This is a genomic window from Variovorax sp. GW821-FHT09B01 (assembly GCF_059418345.1).
Window position 1 is genome coordinate 60415 of the sequence record NZ_JBWKPQ010000015.1, and the last position, 19403, is coordinate 79817.

The 19403-nt window shown below is 65.3% G+C and carries 17 protein-coding genes and 1 pseudogene; 16 read left to right on the forward strand and 2 right to left on the reverse strand.

What is annotated here, in order from left to right:
* Positions 1-51 precede the first annotated feature (51 nt).
* Positions 52-1188, reverse strand: a complete 1137-nt coding sequence (locus AC07RV_RS31025) for an acyl-CoA dehydrogenase family protein (RefSeq protein WP_204734825.1) — start codon at positions 1186-1188, stop codon at positions 52-54.
* Positions 1189-1333: 145 nt separating this feature from the next.
* Between AC07RV_RS31025 and AC07RV_RS31030 the strand changes: the two genes are divergently transcribed.
* From AC07RV_RS31030 to AC07RV_RS31105, 16 genes and pseudogenes are all read left to right on the forward strand, one after another.
* Positions 1334-1939, forward strand: coding sequence for a TetR/AcrR family transcriptional regulator (locus AC07RV_RS31030; RefSeq protein ID WP_310309198.1), 606 nt, complete (start codon positions 1334-1336; stop codon positions 1937-1939).
* Between the two features lie 64 nt (positions 1940-2003).
* Positions 2004-2753, forward strand: a complete 750-nt coding sequence (locus AC07RV_RS31035) for an electron transfer flavoprotein subunit beta/FixA family protein (protein ID WP_008905380.1) — start codon at positions 2004-2006, stop codon at positions 2751-2753.
* Entirely contained in the window at positions 2753-3691 is a 939-nt protein-coding gene (locus AC07RV_RS31040; protein WP_008905381.1) for an electron transfer flavoprotein subunit alpha/FixB family protein, read from the forward strand. Before AC07RV_RS31035 ends, AC07RV_RS31040 begins: the two co-directional genes overlap by 1 nt.
* A 99-nt stretch (positions 3692-3790) precedes the next feature.
* Positions 3791-5383 carry an AMP-binding protein gene (locus AC07RV_RS31045; RefSeq protein WP_246330766.1) on the forward strand — a complete coding sequence of 531 codons (1593 nt, stop codon included), beginning with the start codon at positions 3791-3793 and terminating at the stop codon, positions 5381-5383.
* A 229-nt stretch (positions 5384-5612) separates the two neighbouring features.
* A complete protein-coding gene (locus AC07RV_RS31050; RefSeq protein WP_008905383.1) occupies positions 5613-6401 on the forward strand; it encodes an enoyl-CoA hydratase/isomerase family protein in 789 nt (262 codons plus the stop codon).
* 14 nt (positions 6402-6415) lie between these two features.
* Positions 6416-7639, forward strand: coding sequence for a CaiB/BaiF CoA transferase family protein (locus tag AC07RV_RS31055; protein ID WP_085942575.1), 1224 nt, complete (start codon positions 6416-6418; stop codon positions 7637-7639).
* The gene (locus tag AC07RV_RS31060; RefSeq protein WP_204734823.1) at positions 7636-9618 is read left to right on the forward strand and encodes an acetoacetate--CoA ligase; all 1983 of its coding nucleotides are present in this window, start codon (positions 7636-7638) and stop codon (positions 9616-9618) included. Before AC07RV_RS31055 ends, AC07RV_RS31060 begins: the two co-directional genes overlap by 4 nt.
* Positions 9619-9650: 32 nt before the next feature.
* Positions 9651-10436: an enoyl-CoA hydratase-related protein gene (locus AC07RV_RS31065; protein ID WP_444760088.1), complete on the forward strand. Its 786-nt coding sequence runs from the start codon at positions 9651-9653 to the stop codon at positions 10434-10436.
* Positions 10437-10488: 52 nt separating this feature from the next.
* Positions 10489-11646, forward strand: a complete 1158-nt coding sequence (locus tag AC07RV_RS31070) for an acyl-CoA dehydrogenase family protein (protein ID WP_008905387.1) — start codon at positions 10489-10491, stop codon at positions 11644-11646.
* Positions 11647-11675: 29 nt separating this feature from the next.
* Entirely contained in the window at positions 11676-12836 is a 1161-nt protein-coding gene (locus tag AC07RV_RS31075; RefSeq protein WP_127806081.1) for a CaiB/BaiF CoA transferase family protein, read from the forward strand.
* 16 nt (positions 12837-12852) lie between these two features.
* Positions 12853-14223 (forward strand): MmgE/PrpD family protein, encoded by a 1371-nt coding sequence (locus AC07RV_RS31080; RefSeq protein ID WP_008905389.1) that lies wholly within the window; start codon positions 12853-12855, stop codon positions 14221-14223.
* Positions 14220-15059 carry an HpcH/HpaI aldolase/citrate lyase family protein gene (locus AC07RV_RS31085; protein ID WP_492714903.1) on the forward strand — a complete coding sequence of 280 codons (840 nt, stop codon included), beginning with the start codon at positions 14220-14222 and terminating at the stop codon, positions 15057-15059. Before AC07RV_RS31080 ends, AC07RV_RS31085 begins: the two co-directional genes overlap by 4 nt.
* A 34-nt stretch (positions 15060-15093) precedes the next feature.
* Positions 15094-15882: a citryl-CoA lyase gene (locus AC07RV_RS31090; protein WP_008905391.1), complete on the forward strand. Its 789-nt coding sequence runs from the start codon at positions 15094-15096 to the stop codon at positions 15880-15882.
* Positions 15883-15967: 85 nt separating this feature from the next.
* Positions 15968-17014: a biotin synthase BioB gene (gene bioB, locus AC07RV_RS31095; RefSeq protein ID WP_310309208.1), complete on the forward strand. Its 1047-nt coding sequence runs from the start codon at positions 15968-15970 to the stop codon at positions 17012-17014.
* 49 nt (positions 17015-17063) lie between these two features.
* Positions 17064-17480 carry an aspartate 1-decarboxylase gene (gene panD, locus AC07RV_RS31100; RefSeq protein WP_008905393.1) on the forward strand — a complete coding sequence of 139 codons (417 nt, stop codon included), beginning with the start codon at positions 17064-17066 and terminating at the stop codon, positions 17478-17480.
* Positions 17481-17521: 41 nt separating this feature from the next.
* A pseudogene (locus tag AC07RV_RS31105) lies at positions 17522-18597 on the forward strand (aminotransferase class III-fold pyridoxal phosphate-dependent enzyme); the annotation flags it as partial.
* A 32-nt stretch (positions 18598-18629) separates the two neighbouring features.
* Here the strand turns inward: AC07RV_RS31105 and AC07RV_RS31110 are convergent.
* Positions 18630-18905: a hypothetical protein gene (locus AC07RV_RS31110; protein WP_008905394.1), complete on the reverse strand. Its 276-nt coding sequence runs from the start codon at positions 18903-18905 to the stop codon at positions 18630-18632.
* Between the last annotated feature and the right edge of the window lie 498 nt (positions 18906-19403).

Below are 19403 nucleotides of genomic sequence, written 5' to 3' on the forward strand. Positions count from 1 at the left end.
GAATCTGTGGAAGCGATAGGCAAGATGGCGGAAAGCGGCTGGCGGCGTGTGCTACAGCGTACGGCTGATGATTTCCTTCATGATTTCGTTGGCGCCACCGTAGATGCGCGCGACGCGCGCATCCGCATAGGCGCGGGCAATCGGGTACTCCCACATGTAGCCGAAGCCGCCGAACATCTGCAGGCATTGGTCGATCACCTTGCAGTGCAGGTCGGTGGTCCAGTACTTGGCCATCGCGGCGGTGGCGGCATCAAGCTGACCATCCATCAGCAGGCCGAGCAGGCGGTCGACAAAGACCTGTGCGATCTGCACCTCGGTTTTCATTTCGGCGAGCTTGAAGCGGTTGTGCTGGAAATCGATCACGCGCTGGCCGAAGGCCTTGCGATCCTTGGTGTAGGCTAGCGTCCATTCGAGCGCGGCCTCGGCACCTGCGACCGCGCCGACGGCGATCTGCATGCGTTCCCAGGCTAGTTCCTGCATCAGCAAGAAAAAGCCCTTGCCCTCGCCGCCGAGAATGTTGCTGACCGGCACGCGCACGTCTTCAAAGAAGAGTTCCGAGGTGTCCTGCGCCTTCATGCCTATCTTTTCGAGGTTGCGTCCGCGCTTGAATCCGGGGCGATTGGTCTCGACCAGCACCAGTGAGGTTCCTTTGGCGCCTTGCTTCGGGTCGGTCTTGACGACAACGATCACCAGGTCGGCGTTCTGGCCGTTGGTGATGAAGGTCTTTTGACCATTGATCACCAGTTCGTCGCCGTCGCGCACGGCGCTGGTGCGCACGTTTTGCAGGTCGCTGCCCGCGCCCGGCTCGGTCATGGCGATGGCGCCAATCACCTCGCCGGTGGCCATCTTTGGCAGCCAGCTGTGCTTTTGCTCCTCGGTGCCGTAGGCCAGGATGTAAGGTGCCACGATGTCGGAATGCAGTCCGAAGCCGATGCCGGTGGTGCCGGCGCGCGCGACTTCTTCAATCAGCACGGCACTGTGCAGGCGCGTACCGCCGCCGCCGCCGTAGGCTTCGGGAATGGCCGGACACAGCAGGCCTGCGGCGCCGGCCTTGCGCCAGACGGCGCGCGGCACGATGCCATAGGTTTCCCAGCCAGCGTGATGGGGGATGACCTCTTCTTCCAGAAAGCGGCGGGCCTGGTCCCGGAAGAGTTCGTGTTCTTCACCGAAGAGGGTGCGGTTGAGCATGGGTCTGTCCTTGAAATCTGATTGACGCTGGCGTGGCCGACGGTCGCGAAGAGTTGCTCGTCCACACGGGAAGGCGCCGGAAGCGCCCAATGCGCGATGCACAAGGCTATCGACCAAACGCTTGTTAGATGATATAGTATATGGCATGACAAAGGAGCAAGACAACCCACTCCCGCGCAGAGATGCGATCCTGGCGGCTGCGGCGAGTCGGTTCCGGCGCCAGGGTTTCGAGCGCACCTCGGTGCGCGAGATTGCCCAGGCCATGGGCATGACTTCAGGCTCGCTCTTCTACCATTTCGCGACCAAGGAGGATCTGCTGGTGGCGATAATGGAGGAGGGTGTTCGCGACATCATGCGGTCGGTGCGCGACGGGCTGGCTGGCGAAGTTCGCTTGCCCGAGCGGCTGCTGTCGATGGTGCGCAGCCACCTGAAGGCTTTGCTGGGTACGAGGCTCGACGCCATGACCGTGCTGCTCTATGAGTGGCGCAGCCTTTCGCCGGCCGCCCAGACCCGGGTGATGGCATCGCGCGACGCCTACGAGACCTTGTGGATGACGCCGATCAGCGAGGCTGCGGCGCTGGGCCTGGTCGATACAGATGTCGTGTTGGTGCGCCAGACAGTTCTCGGTGCCCTCAACTGGACGGCGCAGTGGTACCAGCCTGGCGGGCGTCTGGACATCGATGCGTTGGCGCAGCGCATGTACGCGATGCTGTTTCCTCGTGTGGCCGCATCGGGAGTGAGCAGTGATTGAACGGGCCGGATTCGGCTTCCATCTTACCGTTTTCAATTGTTTATATTAGTCACATGGAGATAAAGTGAAGATATTGGTCGCTGTCAAGCGGGTGCTGGACTACAACGTCAAGGCCCGCGTCAAGTCCGACGGTTCGGGAGTCGATCTCGCGAACCAGAAATTGTCCATGAACCCGTTCGACGAGATCGCCTGCGAAGAGGCGGTGCGCCTCAGGGAGGCCGGTGTCGCTTCTGAAGTGATCGTCGTGTCCTGTGGCCCGACCGCTTGCCAGGAGACGCTGCGCAGCGCGATGGCCATCGGCGCCGATCGCGCCGTGCTGGTTGAAACCGACGCCGCGCTCGAACCGCTCGCGGTGGCCAAGCTGATGCAGCATGTGGCCCAAAAAGAGGGCGTTCAGTTCGCCATCTTCGGCAAGCAGGCGATTGATGACGACGCTGGCCAGACTGGCCAAATGTTTGGCGCGCTGATGGGCTGGGCCCAAGCCAGCTTCGCCTCCAAGGTGCAGATCGGCGGCGACACCGCCACCATCACGCGCGAGATCGACGGCGGCCTGGAAACCCTGGCCATGAAGCTGCCGGCCGTGATCACGACCGACCTGCGCCTGAACGAGCCGCGCTTCATCACGCTGCCCAACATCATGAAGGCCAAGAAAAAGCCGATGGAGGTGATCAAGGCGGCCGAGCTCGGCATCGACATCGCGCCGCGCACCGTGACCCTGCACGTCAGCGAGCCGCCGACCCGCAAGGCCGGCATCAAGGTGGCCGACACGGCCGAACTCGTCAAACGACTCAAAGAAGAAGCGAAGGTGATCTGATGACAACCCTGATCATTGCGGAACACGACAACGCCGTACTCAAAGCGGCCACGCTGAACACGATTGCCGCGGCCACGCGCATCGGCGGCGACATCCATGTGCTGGTGGCGGGCCGCAACTGCGCTGCCGTGGCCCAGACTGCGGCGGCGGTTGCGGGCGTGAGCAAGGTGCTGCACGCCGACGCGGCGCACTACGAGGCCCATATGGCCGAGAGCCTGGCCGAGCTGGTGCGCTCACGCGTGCGCGCCGATGCGGGCTACACCCATGTGCTGGCACCGGCGACGGCCTTTGGCAAGAACGTGCTGCCGCGCGTGGCGGCCTTGCTGGACGCCTCCCAGGTGTCGGACGTGATCGCGATCGAGTCGCCCGACACCTTCCTGCGCCCGTTCTATGCCGGCAACGCGCTGGCCCGCGTGCAATCAAAGGATGCCATCAAGGTGCTGAGCATTCGCACCACCGCCTTCGACCCGGTCGGTTCGGGCGGCACGGCAGCGGTCGAGACGCTGGACGCGGCTGGCGATCTCGGCTTGACCACCCTGGTCGGGCGTGAGGTGGTGAAGCTGGAGCGCCCGGAACTCGCCGCTGCAACGGTCATCGTATCGGGCGGACGCGGACTGGGCGCGGCCGACAAGTTTCACGCCGTGCTGGAGCCGCTGGCCGACAAGCTTGGCGCGGCGATCGGCGCCTCGCGCGCCGCCGTCGACGCCGGCTACGCGCCCAACGACTACCAGGTCGGCCAGACCGGCAAGATCGTGGCACCCCAGTTGTACGTGGCGGTCGGCATCTCGGGCGCCATCCAGCACCTGGCCGGCATGAAGGACAGCAAGGTGATCGTTGCGATCAACAAGGACGCCGAAGCGCCGATCTTCCAGGTGGCCGACTATGGGCTGGTGGCGGATCTGTTCACAGCGGTGCCCGAATTGGTGACTGCGTTATAGGTCGCAGCGGATGCCGAGGTAAAGCAGAGGCCAGGCTTGTTCCTGGCAGGATGGTCGGCGGCACCGGTCAAACAATTCAAAATGCAGGAGACATCGATCATGAACCCATCAACCTCCGTCATCGCTGGTGTGCCATCCCCTGGCGCAATTGCCCGCGTGGCCATCGGCGACTTCCTGCGCCGCTCGGCAGCTCGAGACCGCGCCAAGACGGCGTTCGTGCTCGGCGATCAGCGCATGAGCTACGGTGAGCTCGATGAGCGCGTGACCCGCTGCGCCAATGCCTTGCTGGCCGCTGGCTTGGTGCGAGGTGACCGCGTGACCACGCTATGCAATAACTCGCTTGAGTTCCTGGTGGCCATGTTCGGCATCCATCGCGCCGGCCTGATCTGGGTGCCGATCAACACCGGCCTGGGGCTGGATGACGTTCGCTACATCATCGACCACTCTGAGGCGCGCTTCCTGCTTGTGGATGCCGCTCTGCTGGTGCGCCCGGAGTTGCGTGCAGCCATCGAGGCGCAGCCCGGTCGCGGATGGGTGCTGGAAGGCGAGGGGGCTGGGGCTTTCAGCAGCTTCGCTGCAGCGATTGCTGCGCAGTCTGCCACTGAGTCCGAGGTTGAAATTCATGACCGCGACGTAGCCCAGATCATGTACACCAGCGGAACCACCGGCCGCCCTAAGGGGGTGATGCAAAGCCATTTGTCGGTGGTGATGGCAGCGATGAACAACGCGCTTGAGTTGGGGGTGTGGCGCGATGCCGTGAACATTGCCGTGCTGCCCCTCTTTCATTGCGCCCAGCACACGCTGATGTGCGGTGTGCTGGCGGGCGGCGGCACGGTGATTGTGATGCGCGCTTTCGAACCCGCCGCCATGCTCGACGCCATCGAGCGTGAACGGGTGACCTTGCTGGTGGGCTTGCCGCTGATGCACCAGGCCATGCTCGATCATCCCTCGCGCCCGGGGCGAGACCTGTCGAGCCTGCGCATGTGCGTGTACGCCATGGCGCCCATGGCCGAGACCCTGCTGCGCCGCCTGATCGCCGAGTTCTGCCCGAATTACTCATTGGCCACCGGTCAGACCGAGATGTACCCGCTCACCATGGCCTTCCGGCCGGAAGAGCAGCTTAAACGCTTTGGTTCCTACTGGGGCGTCAGTGCATTGATCAACGACACGGCGGTGATGGACGACGCGGGCCAGCTGCTCGGCCCCGGCGAGGTCGGCGAGATCGTGCACCGCGGTCCGAACGTGATGGAGGGCTACTACAAAAATCCCGAAGCCACCGCTGAGGCACGCGCTTTCGGCTGGCACCACACCGGTGACCTAGGCATGTGGGTCGATGGCCAGATGATGTTCAGGGACCGCAAGAAGGACATGATCAAGACCGGCGGCGAAAACGTGCCGTCCATCAAGGTCGAGGCCACGTTGCTGCGCCACCCGGCGGTGGCCAATGTGGCGGCGGTTGGTTTGCCGCACCCGCGCTGGATCGAGGCGGTCACCGCCTTCGTGGTGCTCAAGCCAGGGGCGCAGGCCGACGAGGCCGAGTTGATCAACCACTGCAAGGAGCATCTCGGTGGCTTTGAGGTGCCCAAGGCGATCCGCATCGTCGATGCCTTGCCGATGACCTCCACCGGCAAGATTCAAAAGCATCCGCTGCGTGACAGCTATCGCGCCCTGTACGAGGACATTGAACGATAGGTGTCGGGAAGGTCATGGGGTGTGCAACACACGCCCGCGCCTGTGACCAGGCTGCTTGCAAGGCGTGCTTCGGCTTGCGGTCCTAACTAACCACCGTTCTATCAATATGTTCGCATGACGTTTATCGAAACCAGCCGGTTTCCGGCAGGCGCGGACAGTCGCCCTTGATCCTTGATCCTTGATCCTTGATCCTTGATCCTTGTTCATCCCACCGTCAGAAAGGTTTTCCATGTCCGTCGTTCCTGCCATCTTGCTTGCGGTTGATGCCGACGGCATTGCGACCCTGACCCTCAACCGGCCCGATCAGCTCAATGCCTTCGATCTTGAGATGGTGGATGCTTGGCGCGCAGCACTTGAGCAGGCCGAAGCTGATGAGCGAGTCAAGGTGATCGTGGTCACCGGTGCCGGACGCGCCTTCTGTGCGGGTGGCGACTTCGAGGAAATGGCTAAGTTCAGTGAAATGGACAGCATGGGACGCAAGGATTTTCTGTACCGCCACGTGCATCGCATTGCGCTCACGCTGGAGCGGATGGAAAAACCGGTCATTGCCGCTGTCAACGGCGCTGCGCGAGGCGCTGGCTGCGACATGGCCTTGATGTGCGATATCCGCTTGATGGCCAGCTCGGCCACGCTGGCCGAGAGTTATATCAACATCGGACTGATGGCCGGTGATGCCGGTGCCTGGTACTTGCCGCGCCTGATAGGCACGGCGCGCGCGCTCGAGTTGTTCTGGACCGGTCGCGTGGTGGGGGCGGAAGAGGCCGACCGCATTGGCATGGTCAATCGCGTGGTGCCCGATGCCGAACTGATGACCGCCACCTACGATATGGCGCGCACCATTGCCGCCAAGCCGCAGCAGGCGGTGCGCTTCTTTCGCCGCGCCGTCTACCAAAGCCAGACCATGGCGCTCGCCACACACCTGGACATGGTGTCCTCGCACATGGCGGTGCTCGAAGACACGCCCGAGCATCGCGCCGGCATTGCGGCCTTCCGCACCCGCTCACGCGCCAGCAAGTAGAAAAGGGCGTTGCCGTGCAAGGTATTCTGAGTGGCATCACCGTCGTCGATCTGTCTCGCTTGATAGCCGGGCCTTACGCGGCCATGGTGCTGGCCGACCTGGGCGCCCGCGTCATCAAGGTCGAAGCCATGACAGGCGAGGAGGGGCGGCATTTCGGCCCGCCGTTTTATGGCGACTCCAGCGTCGCTTTCATGACCTGCAACCGGGGCAAAGAGTCGATCGCGCTGGACATACGCACCCCTGCCGGGCGCTCGGTGCTGGAGCGGCTGATTTCAAAAGCCCAGGTTCTGGTGCACAACTTTCGCCCCGACTTTGCCGAGACCCATGCGCTGACCTACGACGCGGTGCGGCGCATCAACCCGACGCTGGTGTACTACATGGTCAGCGCCTTCGGTGAGCAGGGCGATTACCGGCTCAGGCCCTCGGTCGACAGCGTGGTGCAGGGCATGACGGGGGCCTTCTACGCCAGCGGGGAAGAGGGCAATCCACCGGTTCGTATCGGCTTGCCGATCATCGATGTGGCGTCCGGCATGTGCGGCGCGTTGGGCGTGCTGGCCGCGGTGATGCATTGGCAGCAGACCGGCCAGGGGCAGCGCGTGGAGTTGTCCCTGGTGGACACCATGTTCAATTTTCTTGCCAGCAAGGTGGGTGAATATGCGGTTGAGCAGCGCGAGCCAGTTCGTGCGGTGAACCTGCCGATTGCTGTGCCGAGCCGTCACTTTCGAGGCTCCGACGGTGCCTGGTTCAGCGTGTCGGTGGTGAATGAAGGTGCGTTCAAGCGGTTTTGCGCCGTCATCGAGCGGCTGGAGTGGCTCACCGATCCGCGTTACCAGCGCAATGCGGTGCGCATTGCCAACCGGCCGGCGCTGCTGGCTGAACTGGAGGCGATTTTCATCACCCGTTCGGCGGCTACCTGGGTGGCAGCCTTCGAGGCCGCCGATATTCCCTGTGGTCCGGTGAACACGGTGTCCGAGGCCATGGCCGACCCGGTGCTGGCCGCCCGTTTCGTGGAGCACCCCGAGATGCCGGGGCTGCCGCTGATCCCTTTTCCGGCGCAGCTGGCTGCAGGCATGCGCAAGATCGGTGAGATGCCGGCGCCTCCTGCGCTGGGGCAGCATACCGGGCAGGTGCTGGGCGAATTGGGCTACGGTGCGCCGGAGATTGCCCAACTGGTGCGCGACGGGGTCGTGCGCCTGCAAGAAACCGCCATGGCAAGCACAGCAGGAGGGAAGCCATGAGCCCGTCTTCCACCGACATCTTGTGGACCCCCCGCGCGGATCGCATCGCGGGTGCCGAGGTGACCCGTTTCCAACAATGGCTGGAACGCGAAAAAGGCCTGCGCTTTGCCGACTACGAGGCCTTGTGGCAATGGTCCGTGGATGACCTGGAGGGCTTCTGGCGCGCCATCGTCGAGTATTTCGAGTTGCCGCTCGACGACTGGAATGGCCCGGTTCTGAGCGATCGCCGGATGCCAGGCGCGCAATGGTTTGTGGGCGCGCGCACCAACTATGCGCGGCAGGTGTTCCGGCACGCCACGGACGCCAGACCGGCCATCGTCTTCCGCAATGAAGCGGGCGAGCGGGCGGACATGTCCTGGCGCACGCTGCAAGACCAGGTGGCGGCGCTGGCCCAGTGGCTGCGCGCGGCGGGCGTGGGGCCGGGCGACCGCGTGGTGGCCTACCTGCCCAATATTCCGCAGACCATCGTGGCTTTTCTGGCCACGGTTTCGGTGGGGGCGGTCTGGTCGGTGTGCTCGCCCGACATGGGGGCGCCCACGGTGCTGGACCGTTTCCGGCAGATCGATCCGAAGGTGTTGATCGCGGTCGATGGCTACCACTGGGGTGGCAAGCGCTTCGACCGGCGCGAAGCCGTGGCCACGCTGCTCGACGGGCTGCCCAGCGTCGAGCGCTGCGTGCTCTTGCCCTGCCTGGAGCGCAGCGCCAGCGCGGACGCGCTGCGCGGTGGCGTGCTCTGGAGCGAGGTGGTCAGCGCCCCGGCTGAACTGCGCATCGAGTCACTGCCTTTCGACCACCCGCTGTGGGTGGTGTATTCGTCGGGCACCACCGGCTTGCCCAAACCCATCGTGCACGGCCATGGCGGCATTGTGCTGGAGCAGGTCAAGCTGATGCGCCTGCACAACGACCTCGGTCCCGAAGACCGCTTCCACTGGTTTTCCACCACCGGCTGGATCATGTGGAACTGCCAGGTGGGCGGTTTGCTGGTGGGGGCGACGGCCTGCCTGTACGACGGCAACCCGGCCTGGCCCGACTACACCACGCTGTGGCGTTTCGCTGGGGAAGTCGGCGTGACGTTTCTGGGTGCCGGTGCGGCGTTTTATGCGGCCTGCCAGAAAGCCGGTGTCGAGCCGCGCGAGGTGGGCGCGCTGGGGCCGCTGCGCACCGTGGGTTCGACCGGCTCGCCACTGTCCCCGGAAAGCTACCAGTGGATTGCCAAGCATGTCGGGCGCGATGTCTGGATCAACCCGATCTCCGGCGGCACCGACTTCGCCGGGGCCTTCGTCGGCGGCGTGCCGACCCTGCCCGTTGTCGTGGGAGAAATGCAGGGGCGCTGCCTTGGGGCGCGCGTCGAGGCCTTCAGCGAGCAGGGCCAGCTGGTCGTGGACGAGGTGGGTGAGTTGGTCTGCACCGCGCCCATGCCGTCCATGCCCCTCTACTTCTGGAACGACCCCGGCAACCGGCGCTATCTGGACAGTTATTTCGACATGTACCCCGGCGTCTGGCGGCATGGCGACTGGCTTCGCATCACACCGCGCGGCGGCGCAATCATCTACGGTCGCAGCGACACCACCATCAACCGCCACGGCGTGCGCATGGGCACGAGCGACATCTACAGCGTGGTCGAGGCGCTGCCCGAAGTGCTCGACAGCCTGGTGGTCGACCTTGAATATCTGGGGCGCGAAAGCTACATGCCGATGTTCGTCGTGCTGCGTCCGGGCGTGGTGCTGGACGCGCCGCTGATCGGGCGCATCCAGAGCGCCATCCGCGCGGCCGCGTCGCCGCGCCATGTGCCGGACGCGGTGTTTGCCGTGGCCGAGGTGCCGCGCACGCTCACCGGCAAGAAGCTCGAACTGCCGATCAAGAAGCTGCTGCTCGGCCAGCCCATCGACAAAGTGGTCAACCGCGATGCACTGACCAACCCCGCCAGCCTGGACTGGTTTCTTGAATTTGCACGCGGGCATGCCACGCAGAGCCGCTGATTTTCCCCAACTTTTTTTCACGAGGAAACACCATGAGCGATCAGGAAGTCATTTACGAAGTCAAGAACTTTGTCGCCACCATCACCATCAACCGACCCAAGACGCTCAACGCGTTCACCGGCGATACGATCAAAGAGATGGAGCGGCTGCTGGCCCAGGCCGGCAATGATCCGAAGGTCGGCGTGATCGTGCTGACCGGTACGGGCGAGCGCGCCTTTTGCGTCGGCGGTGATGTCAACTGGGAAAAGGGCGACAGCAGCGGCAAGAGCGGCCTGCAGGACCTGGAATTCAACTTCAACCGCCAGATCGCCGAATGCCCAAAGCCCGTGATCGCGCGCGTCAACGGCTACGCGATTGGCGCCGGTCACCACATTGCCTATTTCTGTGACTTCACGATTGCCGCCGAGCACGCGATCTTTGGCCAGAACGGCCCGCGCGTCGGTTCACCGGCGGGTGGTTACATCGTCTCGCATTCGGCCAATGTGCTTGGCCACAAGCGTGCGCGCGAGCTGTGGATGCTGTGCCGCCGCTACAGCGCGAAGCAGGCGTTCGACTGGGGTCTGGCCAATTCGGTGGTGCCCATGGCCCAGCTCGACGAAGAAGTGCAGAAGTACTGCGACGAATTGCTGTCGCTGTCGCCGACCTGCCTGAAGATCGTCAAGTGTTCGTTCTACCACCACATGGCCCCGATCATGGGCAAGGACATGAACGACCTGATCCAGGAAGTGGCACCCAACTATTTCAGTAGCGGCGAGCAGCAGGAAGGGGCCAGCGCCTTTCTTGAAAAACGCAAGCCCGACTTCAGCAAATTCCGCTAACCGGTAATCTTTGTCCTGCGCGGCTCAGCGGGGAACTTTTAGAGACTGAAAAATGATGAACCAAGAACGTTACCCCGAGTTGCGCGCCGCCCTGCGCGATCTTTTCAAACGCTTCCCCGACGAGTACTTTCGCAAGATTGACGATGCCCGTGCTTACCCCGAGGCGTGTGTGGACGCGCTGACCAGGGCCGGCTGGCTGGCGGTGATGATTCCGCAGGAGTACGGCGGAGCTGGCTTGGGTCTGGCCGAAGCCTCGGTGGTGATGGAAGAGGTCAACCGCTGCGGCGGCAATGCCGGCGCCTGTCACGGCCAGATGTACAACATGGGCACCTTGCTGCGCCATGGCTCGGATGAGCAGAAGCGCCTCTACCTGCCCAAAATTGCCAGCGGCGATCTGCGCCTGCAGTCCATGGGCGTGACCGAGCCAACCACAGGCACCGACACCACCAAAATCAAGACCACCGCGGTCAAGCAGGGCGACCGCTATGTGGTCAATGGCCAGAAGGTCTGGATCTCGCGGATTCAGCACTCCGACCTCATGATTTTGCTGGCACGCACCACCCCGCTCAAAGATGTGAAGCGCAAGTCAGAGGGCATGTCGATCTTCATCGTTGACCTGCACCAGGCCATTGGCCAGGGCATGACGGTGAACCCGATCCGCAACATGGTTAACCACGAGACCAATGAGCTGTTTTTTGACAACCTCGAAATCCCGGCCGAGAACCTGATCGGCGAGGAGGGCAAAGGTTTCAAGTACATCCTGGACGGACTGAACGCTGAGCGCACGCTGATTGCCGCCGAGTGCATTGGCGACGCCCGCTGGTTCGTCGAGCGCAGCGCCCGCTATGCCAGTGAGCGCCGCGTGTTTGACCGCCCGATCGGGCAGAACCAGGGCGTGCAATTTCCCCTGGCCGAGGCACACATCGAGACCGAGGCCGCTGACCTGATGCGCTGGCGTGCCTGCGAGCTGTTTGACGCCCACCAACCGTGTGGCGCAGAGGCCAATATGGCCAAGTACCTGGCCGCCAAAGCCTCCTGGGAGGCGGCCAACACCGCCATTCAGACCCATGGCGGCTTTGGTTTCGCCTGCGAATACGACATCGAGCGCAAGTTCCGCGAAACCCGGCTGTACCAGGTGGCGCCGATCTCCACCAACCTGATCCTGAGCTACGTGGCCGAACACGTGCTGGATCTGCCCCGTTCATTCTGAAAGAAATTGCCATGCGTCCATTGGAAGGAATGCTGATCGTTACGCTGGAGCACGCGATTGCCGCGCCGTTCTGCACCCGCCAACTGGCCGACCTCGGCGCGCGCGTCATCAAGGTCGAGCGCCCGGGTGAGGGCGACTTCGCCCGCGCCTACGACAGCCGGGCCCACGGCTCGGCTTCCCACTTCGTCTGGTGCAACCGCTCCAAGGAAAGCCTGACGCTCGACCTCAAGCACCCAGATGCCCGCGCCGTGCTGCAAAAGCTGGTGGAGCGCGCCGACGTGCTGGTGCAGAATCTGGCGCCCGGTGCTGCCGCGCGCATGGGACTGGACCACGCCAGCCTGGCGCCGGTCAATCCGCGCATCGTGGTGTGCGACATCTCGGGCTACGGCGACGGCGGCCCCTACACCGAGAAAAAAGCCTATGACCTGCTGATCCAGAGCGAGGCCGGTTTTGTCTCCGTCACGGGCACGCCCGAACAGCCCTCCAAGGCCGGCCTGTCGATTGCCGACATCGCCGCCGGCATGTACGCTTACAGCAGCGTGCTGGCCGCCTTGCTGGAGCGTGGGCGCACCGGGCGCGGCCAGCGGCTCGAAATCTCGATGCTCGAAGCCATGTCCGAATGGATGGGCTTCCCGCTCTATTACACGCTGGACGGCCAGCCGCCGCCGCCGCGTGCCGGCGCCTCGCACGCCGCCATTTACCCCTACGGCCCCTTTGCCTGCGGCGACGGCAAGCAAGTGGTGCTGGCGGTGCAGCACGACCGCGAATGGGCCACCTTCTGCAACCAGGTGTTGCAATTGCCCGAGCTGACCGCACAGTACCTGGGCAACGCCAACCGGCTGGCCCAGCGCGAGAAACTGCGCGGCATCATCGAAGGCGTCTGCGCCACCCTGACCGCGGCGCAACTGGTGGCGCGGCTGGATGCGGCGCAAATCGCCAATGGCCAGCTCAACGAGATGGCCGACCTGTGGAAGCACCCGCAACTCGCGGCGCGCGGGCGCTGGACCGAGATCGGCTCGCCCGGCGGCACGTTGCCGGCGCTGTACCCGCCGCACCACGTCAATGGCAGCGAGCCGCCGCCGCCCATGGGGCCGGTGCCTGCGCTGGGCCAGCACACCGAAGCCATCCTGACCGAGCTCGGCTACGGCGAGACTGACATTGCCCGGCTGCGTGCGGACAAAGCCATCTGACTGCGAGATCGATGCCATGACCCTGGATACAAACCCGAGCGCGACGCTGGCTGCCTTTGCCGCCGATCTGTCATTCGACACCATTCCGGCGCCGGTGCTGCGCCGCACCGAAGACCTGTTCCTCGACTGGTACGCCTCCGCGCTGGCGGGCAAGGGCGCCCGGCCGGTCGAGGCCATCGAAGCCTATGCCCGCACCATGGGGCCGGACTCGGGCCGCGCCGAGGTGCTGATCTCGCGCCGCACCACCTCGCCCCATTTCGCCGCGATGGTCAACGCGGCCGCCTCGCACTTCGCCGAGCAGGATGACGTCCACAACGGCTCGGTGTTTCATCCCGCGGCCGTCGTGTTCCCGGTGGCGCTGGCCATCGCGCAGGACATCGGTGCCAGCGGCCGCGAGTTCCTGGCCGCCGTGGTGGCGGGCTATGAAGTCGGCATTCGTGTGGGCGAGTTCCTGGGCCGCTCGCACTACCGCATCTTTCACACCACGGCCACCGCCGGCACGCTGGCCGCCGCCGCAGCGGCCGGACGGCTGCTCAAGCTCGATGCCGCCACCATGCTGCATGCCTTCGGCAGCGCCGGCACACAAGCCGCCGGACTTTGGGAGTTTTTGCGCGACGCCGCCGACTCCAAGCAGCTGCACACCGCGCACGCGGCATCCTGCGGTCTGACCTCGGCCTACCTGGCGCGAAGCGGTTTTACCGGCGCGCGCCAGATTCTGGAAGGCGCGCAGGGCATGGCCGCGGGCATGTCGAGCGACGCCGATCCGGCGCGCCTGACCGACCGCCTGGGCCAGCGCTGGGCCACGGCGGAAACCTCGTTCAAATACCACGCCTCGTGCCGCCACACCCACCCCAGCGCCGATGCGCTGCTGACGCTGATGCAGACGCACGGCGTGAAAGCCGACGACATCGAAAGCGTCACCACCCAGGTGCACCAGGGCGCCATCGACGTGCTGGGCCGCGTCACCGTGCCGGCCACCGTGCACCAGGCCAAGTTCTCGATGGGCACGGTGCTGGCGCTGGCGGCCGAATACGGCTTTGCCGGGCTGAATGAATTTGAAGCGCATTACCTCGCGCCGCGCGTGGCCGCCTTGCGCGACCGCGTGACCATGCAGCTCGACGCCGAGGTCGATCAGGCCTACCCGCAGCGCTGGATCGGCAAGGTGACGGTGACGACGCGCGATGGCCGCAGCTTGAGCGCGCGGGTCGATGAGCCCAAAGGCGACCCCGGCAACACACTGACGCGCGCCGAGATCGAAGACAAGGCGCAGCGCCTGGCAGCCTACGGCAAGGGGGCTACGCCTGCCGAGGTTCAGGCGCTGATCGCGCGCGTCTGGGCGGTGGCCGAGGCGCCGCGCATGGACCGCTGGTTGGAGGCACGCGCATGACAGCCCATACCTCTGGCCCAAAGGCTTTGCTGCATGCCTATCTTTTTGTGCCCGCCGACCGGCCCGAGCGCATTGCCAAGGCGCGCGCCAGCGGTGCCGACGCGGTGATTGTTGACCTGGAAGACGCAGTGGCCCCCGAGGCCAAAGTGCGCACGCGCGAGGCGCTGTCGGCGCTGCTGGACGAGGCCGCGCCGCTGGTGGTGCGCATCAACGCCGCCGGCACGCCCTGGTTTGACGATGACCTGGAACTGTGCCGCCACCCCGGCGTGGCCGCCATCATGCTGCCCAAGGCCGAAGGCATCGACGCCGTTTGCACCGTGGTCGAGACCACCTACCAGGACGTGCTGCCCATCATCGAGTCGGCGCGCGGCCTGCATGAGATGGACAGCATCGCACGCGTGCCGGGCGTGATCCGGCTGGCCTTTGGCAGCGTCGATCTGGCGCTGGATCTGGGCATTGAGTGTGCGCCCGATGGCACGGAAATCGAGCTGCTGGCCTTCCGCTCCCAACTGGTGCTGGCTTCGCGGCTGGCCGGGCTGGCGGCGCCGGTGGATGGTGTCAGCACCGCCATCGACGACCTGCAACGCTTGCAGGCCGACACCGAACGCTCACGTCGACTCGGCTTTGGTGCCAAGCTGTGCATCCACCCGAAGCAGCTGGCCACCGTCCAGGCGGTGTTCACGCCGAGCCCTGAACGGCTTGACTGGGCGCGCCGCGTCTGCAAAGCATTTGAAACGGCGGGTGGTTCCGCCGTGGCCGTGGACGGCCAGATGGTCGACCTGCCGGTGGTGCAGCGCGCGCGCGCCGTGCTGCGCGACGCGGGTCTGAGCGCCTGATTTTTTAACCCACTCCAATCGACTGGAATTCCTTATGACTCGCAAAGCCAAACCCATCCGCTCCGACATTGCCTGGAGTACCCCCGACCGCATCGAGGTGCACGGCAAGAGTCTGCCTGACGAAATCCTCGGCCATCTCAACCTGGGTGATATGGCCTTCTTGCAGATCGTCGGGCGCATGCCAACGCAGCAGGAGTCCAACGTCTTCAACGCCATCGCGGTGACGCTGGTCGAGCACGGCATCACGCCCAGTGCGCTGGTCGCGCGACTGACCTACGCCGGTGCGCCCGAGTCGTTGCAGGCCGCAGTGGCGGCCGGATTGTGCGGCCTGGGCAGCGTGTTCGTCGGCAGCACCGAAGGCACCGCCAAAATGCTCTACGAGGCCCTGCCACCCGGAACGAAAGGGGCTGACCTGGAGCGCATCGCCATCGACACCGTGGCAGCCTTTCGTGCCCGCGGCCAGATCATCCCCGGCCTGGGACATCCGCTGCACAAGCCGGTCGATCCGCGCGCCCCGCGCCTGTTCCAGATCGCCAAGGACAATGGCTTTTCCGGCGACTACATCCGGCTCGAACAACTGATCTGCGCCGAGGCCGAGCGCGTCGCTGGCAAGTCGCTTCCCGTCAACGCGACCGGCGCCATCGGCGCCATCAGCTGCGAGCTCGGGCTACCATGGAAAATTGTGCGCGGCATCGGCGTCCTGGCGCGTGCCATAGGGCTGGTGGGACACATCCTGGAAGAGAGCAAGAACCCGATGGCGGTCGAGATCTGGCAGCGGGTCGAAGACGAGGCCACCCAGCACATCAGACCACAAGGCGCCTGAAGCGCTGTGGCTGGCCTTGCAGGCACGATGCGCCCGCGTCGACCTATCGATTGAATTTTGCTGGACACCACTGGAGTATTGCGCAATGAATGACACGATCCTGAGAGAAGAACCCATCCACTGGGTGCAATCACCCCCGCAGCCTGCCGAGGCATCGAGCGTGGGAACCTTGTCGGTCGAGGCCCGCCAGCAGGCCTGGCCGGTGGCCGAGGTGCAGGCCCTGCTGGACCTGTCATTCCCTGAGCTGATGCACCGCGCGCAGACCGTGCACCGCGAGCACCACGACCCCACCGAGATGGAGCTGGCCACGCTGCTGTCCATCAAGACCGGCGGCTGCCCGGAGGACTGCGGCTACTGCCCGCAGTCGGTGCACTACGAGACCGGCGTGCCCGCCACCAAGATGATGACGTCCGAGGAAGTGCGCGAGGCCGTGCTCGGCGCCAAGGCGGCCGGCGCCTCGCGCTTCTGCATGGGTGCCGCCTGGCGAGCGCCCAACGACCGCGACCTGGAAAAGGTCGAGGAGTTGGTGCGCGTGATCAAGGACGAGGGCCTGGAGGCCTGCTGCACCCTGGGCATGCTCACGGGCGACCAGGCGCAACGCCTCAAGGGTGCTGGTCTGGACTACTACAACCACAACCTGGACACCGCGCCCGAGCTGTACGGCGACATCATCACCACCCGCGACTACCAGGACCGGCTGGACACGCTGGGCCACGTGCGCGGGGCCGGCATCCACGTCTGCAGCGGCGGCATCGTGGGCATGGGCGAGTCCCGCGCCGGGCGCGCCGGCCTGATCGCGCAACTGGCCAACCTGGCACCGTACCCCGAGTCGGTGCCGATCAACCACCTGGTCAAGGTGCCCGGCACGCCGCTGGCCGACGAGCCCGACCTCGACCCGCTGGAGTTCGTGCGCACCGTGGCGGTGGCCCGCATCACCATGCCCAGGGCCAAGGTGCGCCTGTCGGCCGGGCGCCGGCAGATGGACGAATCGACCCAGGTGCTGTGCTTCCTGGCCGGCGCCAACTCCATCTTCTACGGTGACAAGCTGCTGGTGACCGGCAATCCCGACGTGGAAGCCGACCAGGACCTGCTGGCCCGCACGGGCATGCACACCACGCGGGCGCACGCCTGACCTTGGCCCTGTCGATGGCCGAGGCTCCCTCCGTTCAAGCAAATCCCCTATGTTCCGCACCCTGCTGAAATCCAAAATCCACCGCGCCATCGTCACCCACTGCGAGCTGCACTACGAAGGCTCTTGCGGCATCGACGAAGACCTGCTGGAGGCGAGCAACATCCGCCCCAACGAACAGGTTCACATCTGGAACGTCAACAACGGCGAACGGTTCATCACCTACGCCATCAGGTCGCCGCGCGGCAGCGGCATCATTTCGCTCAACGGCTCGGCCGCCCGGCGCGCCAGCGTGGGCGACCTGGTGATCATCGCGGCCTTCGGCATGGTGCACGAAGACAAGCTCGACGAGGCCGTGCCCCAGCTGGTGTTCCCCGACGCTGCCAACCGCATCGTCGAGATCCGCAGCGAGCCCGCAGGTCCGCAGGCCGGCGACCCGGTCATCCTGCCCCTGGGCGCCGAGCTTTGACGCAGCCCGTGTCGGCCAACGCCGTGGCGCCAGCGCAGCCCTGGTGGGTCAACCTGTTCGGCCACAACCACCCCACGATCCGCGCCGCGCTGATCGACCAGCTGCACACACTGGGCCACGTGATGCTTGCAGGCTTCACCCACGGGCAAGTGGTTGAACTCTCCGAACGCCTGGCCGCGCGCACCGGCCTTGGCCACGCCTTCTACGGCAGCGACGGTGCTAGTGCCACGGAGTTCGCGCTGAAGATGAGCGCCCACCACTGGCGCAATGCGGGCCGGGCAGGCAAGTGCCGGTTTGTCAGTGTCGCCGGGGGCTACCACGGAGAGACGGTGGGCGCGCTGGCCGTGACCGACATCGCGCTGTTCCGTGAAGCCTACGCGCCGCTGGTGCGCATGGCCGCCACCGTGCCCAGCCCCGACGCCAGGCAGGCCGCGCCCGGCGACACCCCGGCCGACGTGGCCGAGGGGGCCGCCGCCTCACTGGGCGACTGGCTGGCCGAACACGCGCACGAGACCGCTGCGGTGATCATCGAGCCGCTGATCCAGTGCGCCGCCGGCAAGGCCATGCACGACCCGCTGTACCTGAAATGTGAAACGCGCGCGTGAGCTTTGCGACCGGCACCAGGTGCACCTGGTGCTCGACGAAATCGCGGTCGGCTTCGGCCGCACCGGCACACTGTTCGCGCACGAGCAGGCGGGCATCCGCCCCGACTTTCTCTGCCTCTCCAAGGGCCTGACCGGCGGCACGCTGCCACTGTCGGTGGTGCTCACCACCGACGCGGTCTATGCCGCCTTCTACGACGACGAGGTGGCGCGCGGCTTCCTGCATTCGCACAGCTACACCTGCAACCCGCTGGCCTGCCGCGCCGCGCTGGCCACGCTGGACCTCTTCGCGCAGACCGACGCGCTGCGCCAGAACCTGGGCACCAGCGAGCGGCTGGCCGCGCAGTTCGCGCCGATCTCCAAGCACCCGCGTGTGCGCTTCGATCGACGCAAGGGCATGGTCTTCGCGTGGCACGTGCTCAGCACGCCTGCCCGACTTCGGCCGCCGCTATGCCTGCCGCGCGCTGGCGCAGGGGCTGCTGCTGCACCCCATCGGCCACACGATCTACGCCATCTTATCGACGATGCCCTGGTGCGACAGTAGTGGTCACGCCACCTCCAAATCCACCATCGCCTCGATGCACAGGTTGCGTTCGTACAGCAGCAACGCGCGGATCGCGCGCAGCCTGACCGCCAGGCACGAGGCGTCGGGAGCAAAAGCCAGCTCTTCGGTCAGCGCCGAGGTGCTGTCTGCCAGGGCCTCACGATGCCGCCCCGCCTTGAACAGCAAGGCGGAAAAGATCACCCGCACCCACATGTGGCCGAAAGGCGAAGGAGCCTCCCCGAACTTCACTTGCACCTCGCGCAAGGACTGGGGGGCCACGGTGAAACGTCAATTGCATTTGTGCGCATAGGCCAGAACCGTTTGTGCGGCGCCATAGTGGAATGGGTCCTGATCTTGTGGTCCTGCCGGCCACTGGCGCACAAAGACCTGGCATAGCGGCGCAAAAAAGCATCATGGGACGACGACGTTGTCCAAGGGCCTGCAACAACGCCAGCAAGCCGCTCTCGACCACCGCCGCCGCGTCAATGGCCCCCATCGCGACCGGCTCCGACGGGCCTCCGATCGCATTCAACAAGGAGCGAACAAAGAACACCTGGTCGCGCCAGGAAGCATCGAGTCCCACCCACACGGGGTCTGCGTCTTTGCAAGCGCGAAACCATCCGCCCATCAATGTCGTCTTGCCATAGCCGACCGGCGCAACGATGGCCACGATCCGTTCATGCATGGACAAGGGCGCAATCGCCCGCCGCGCCACTGTGGCCGTCGTCAGGTCAGGAGGAGCCCCCTCGACTGCCGCCTGGGAGGACGGCGCAGCAA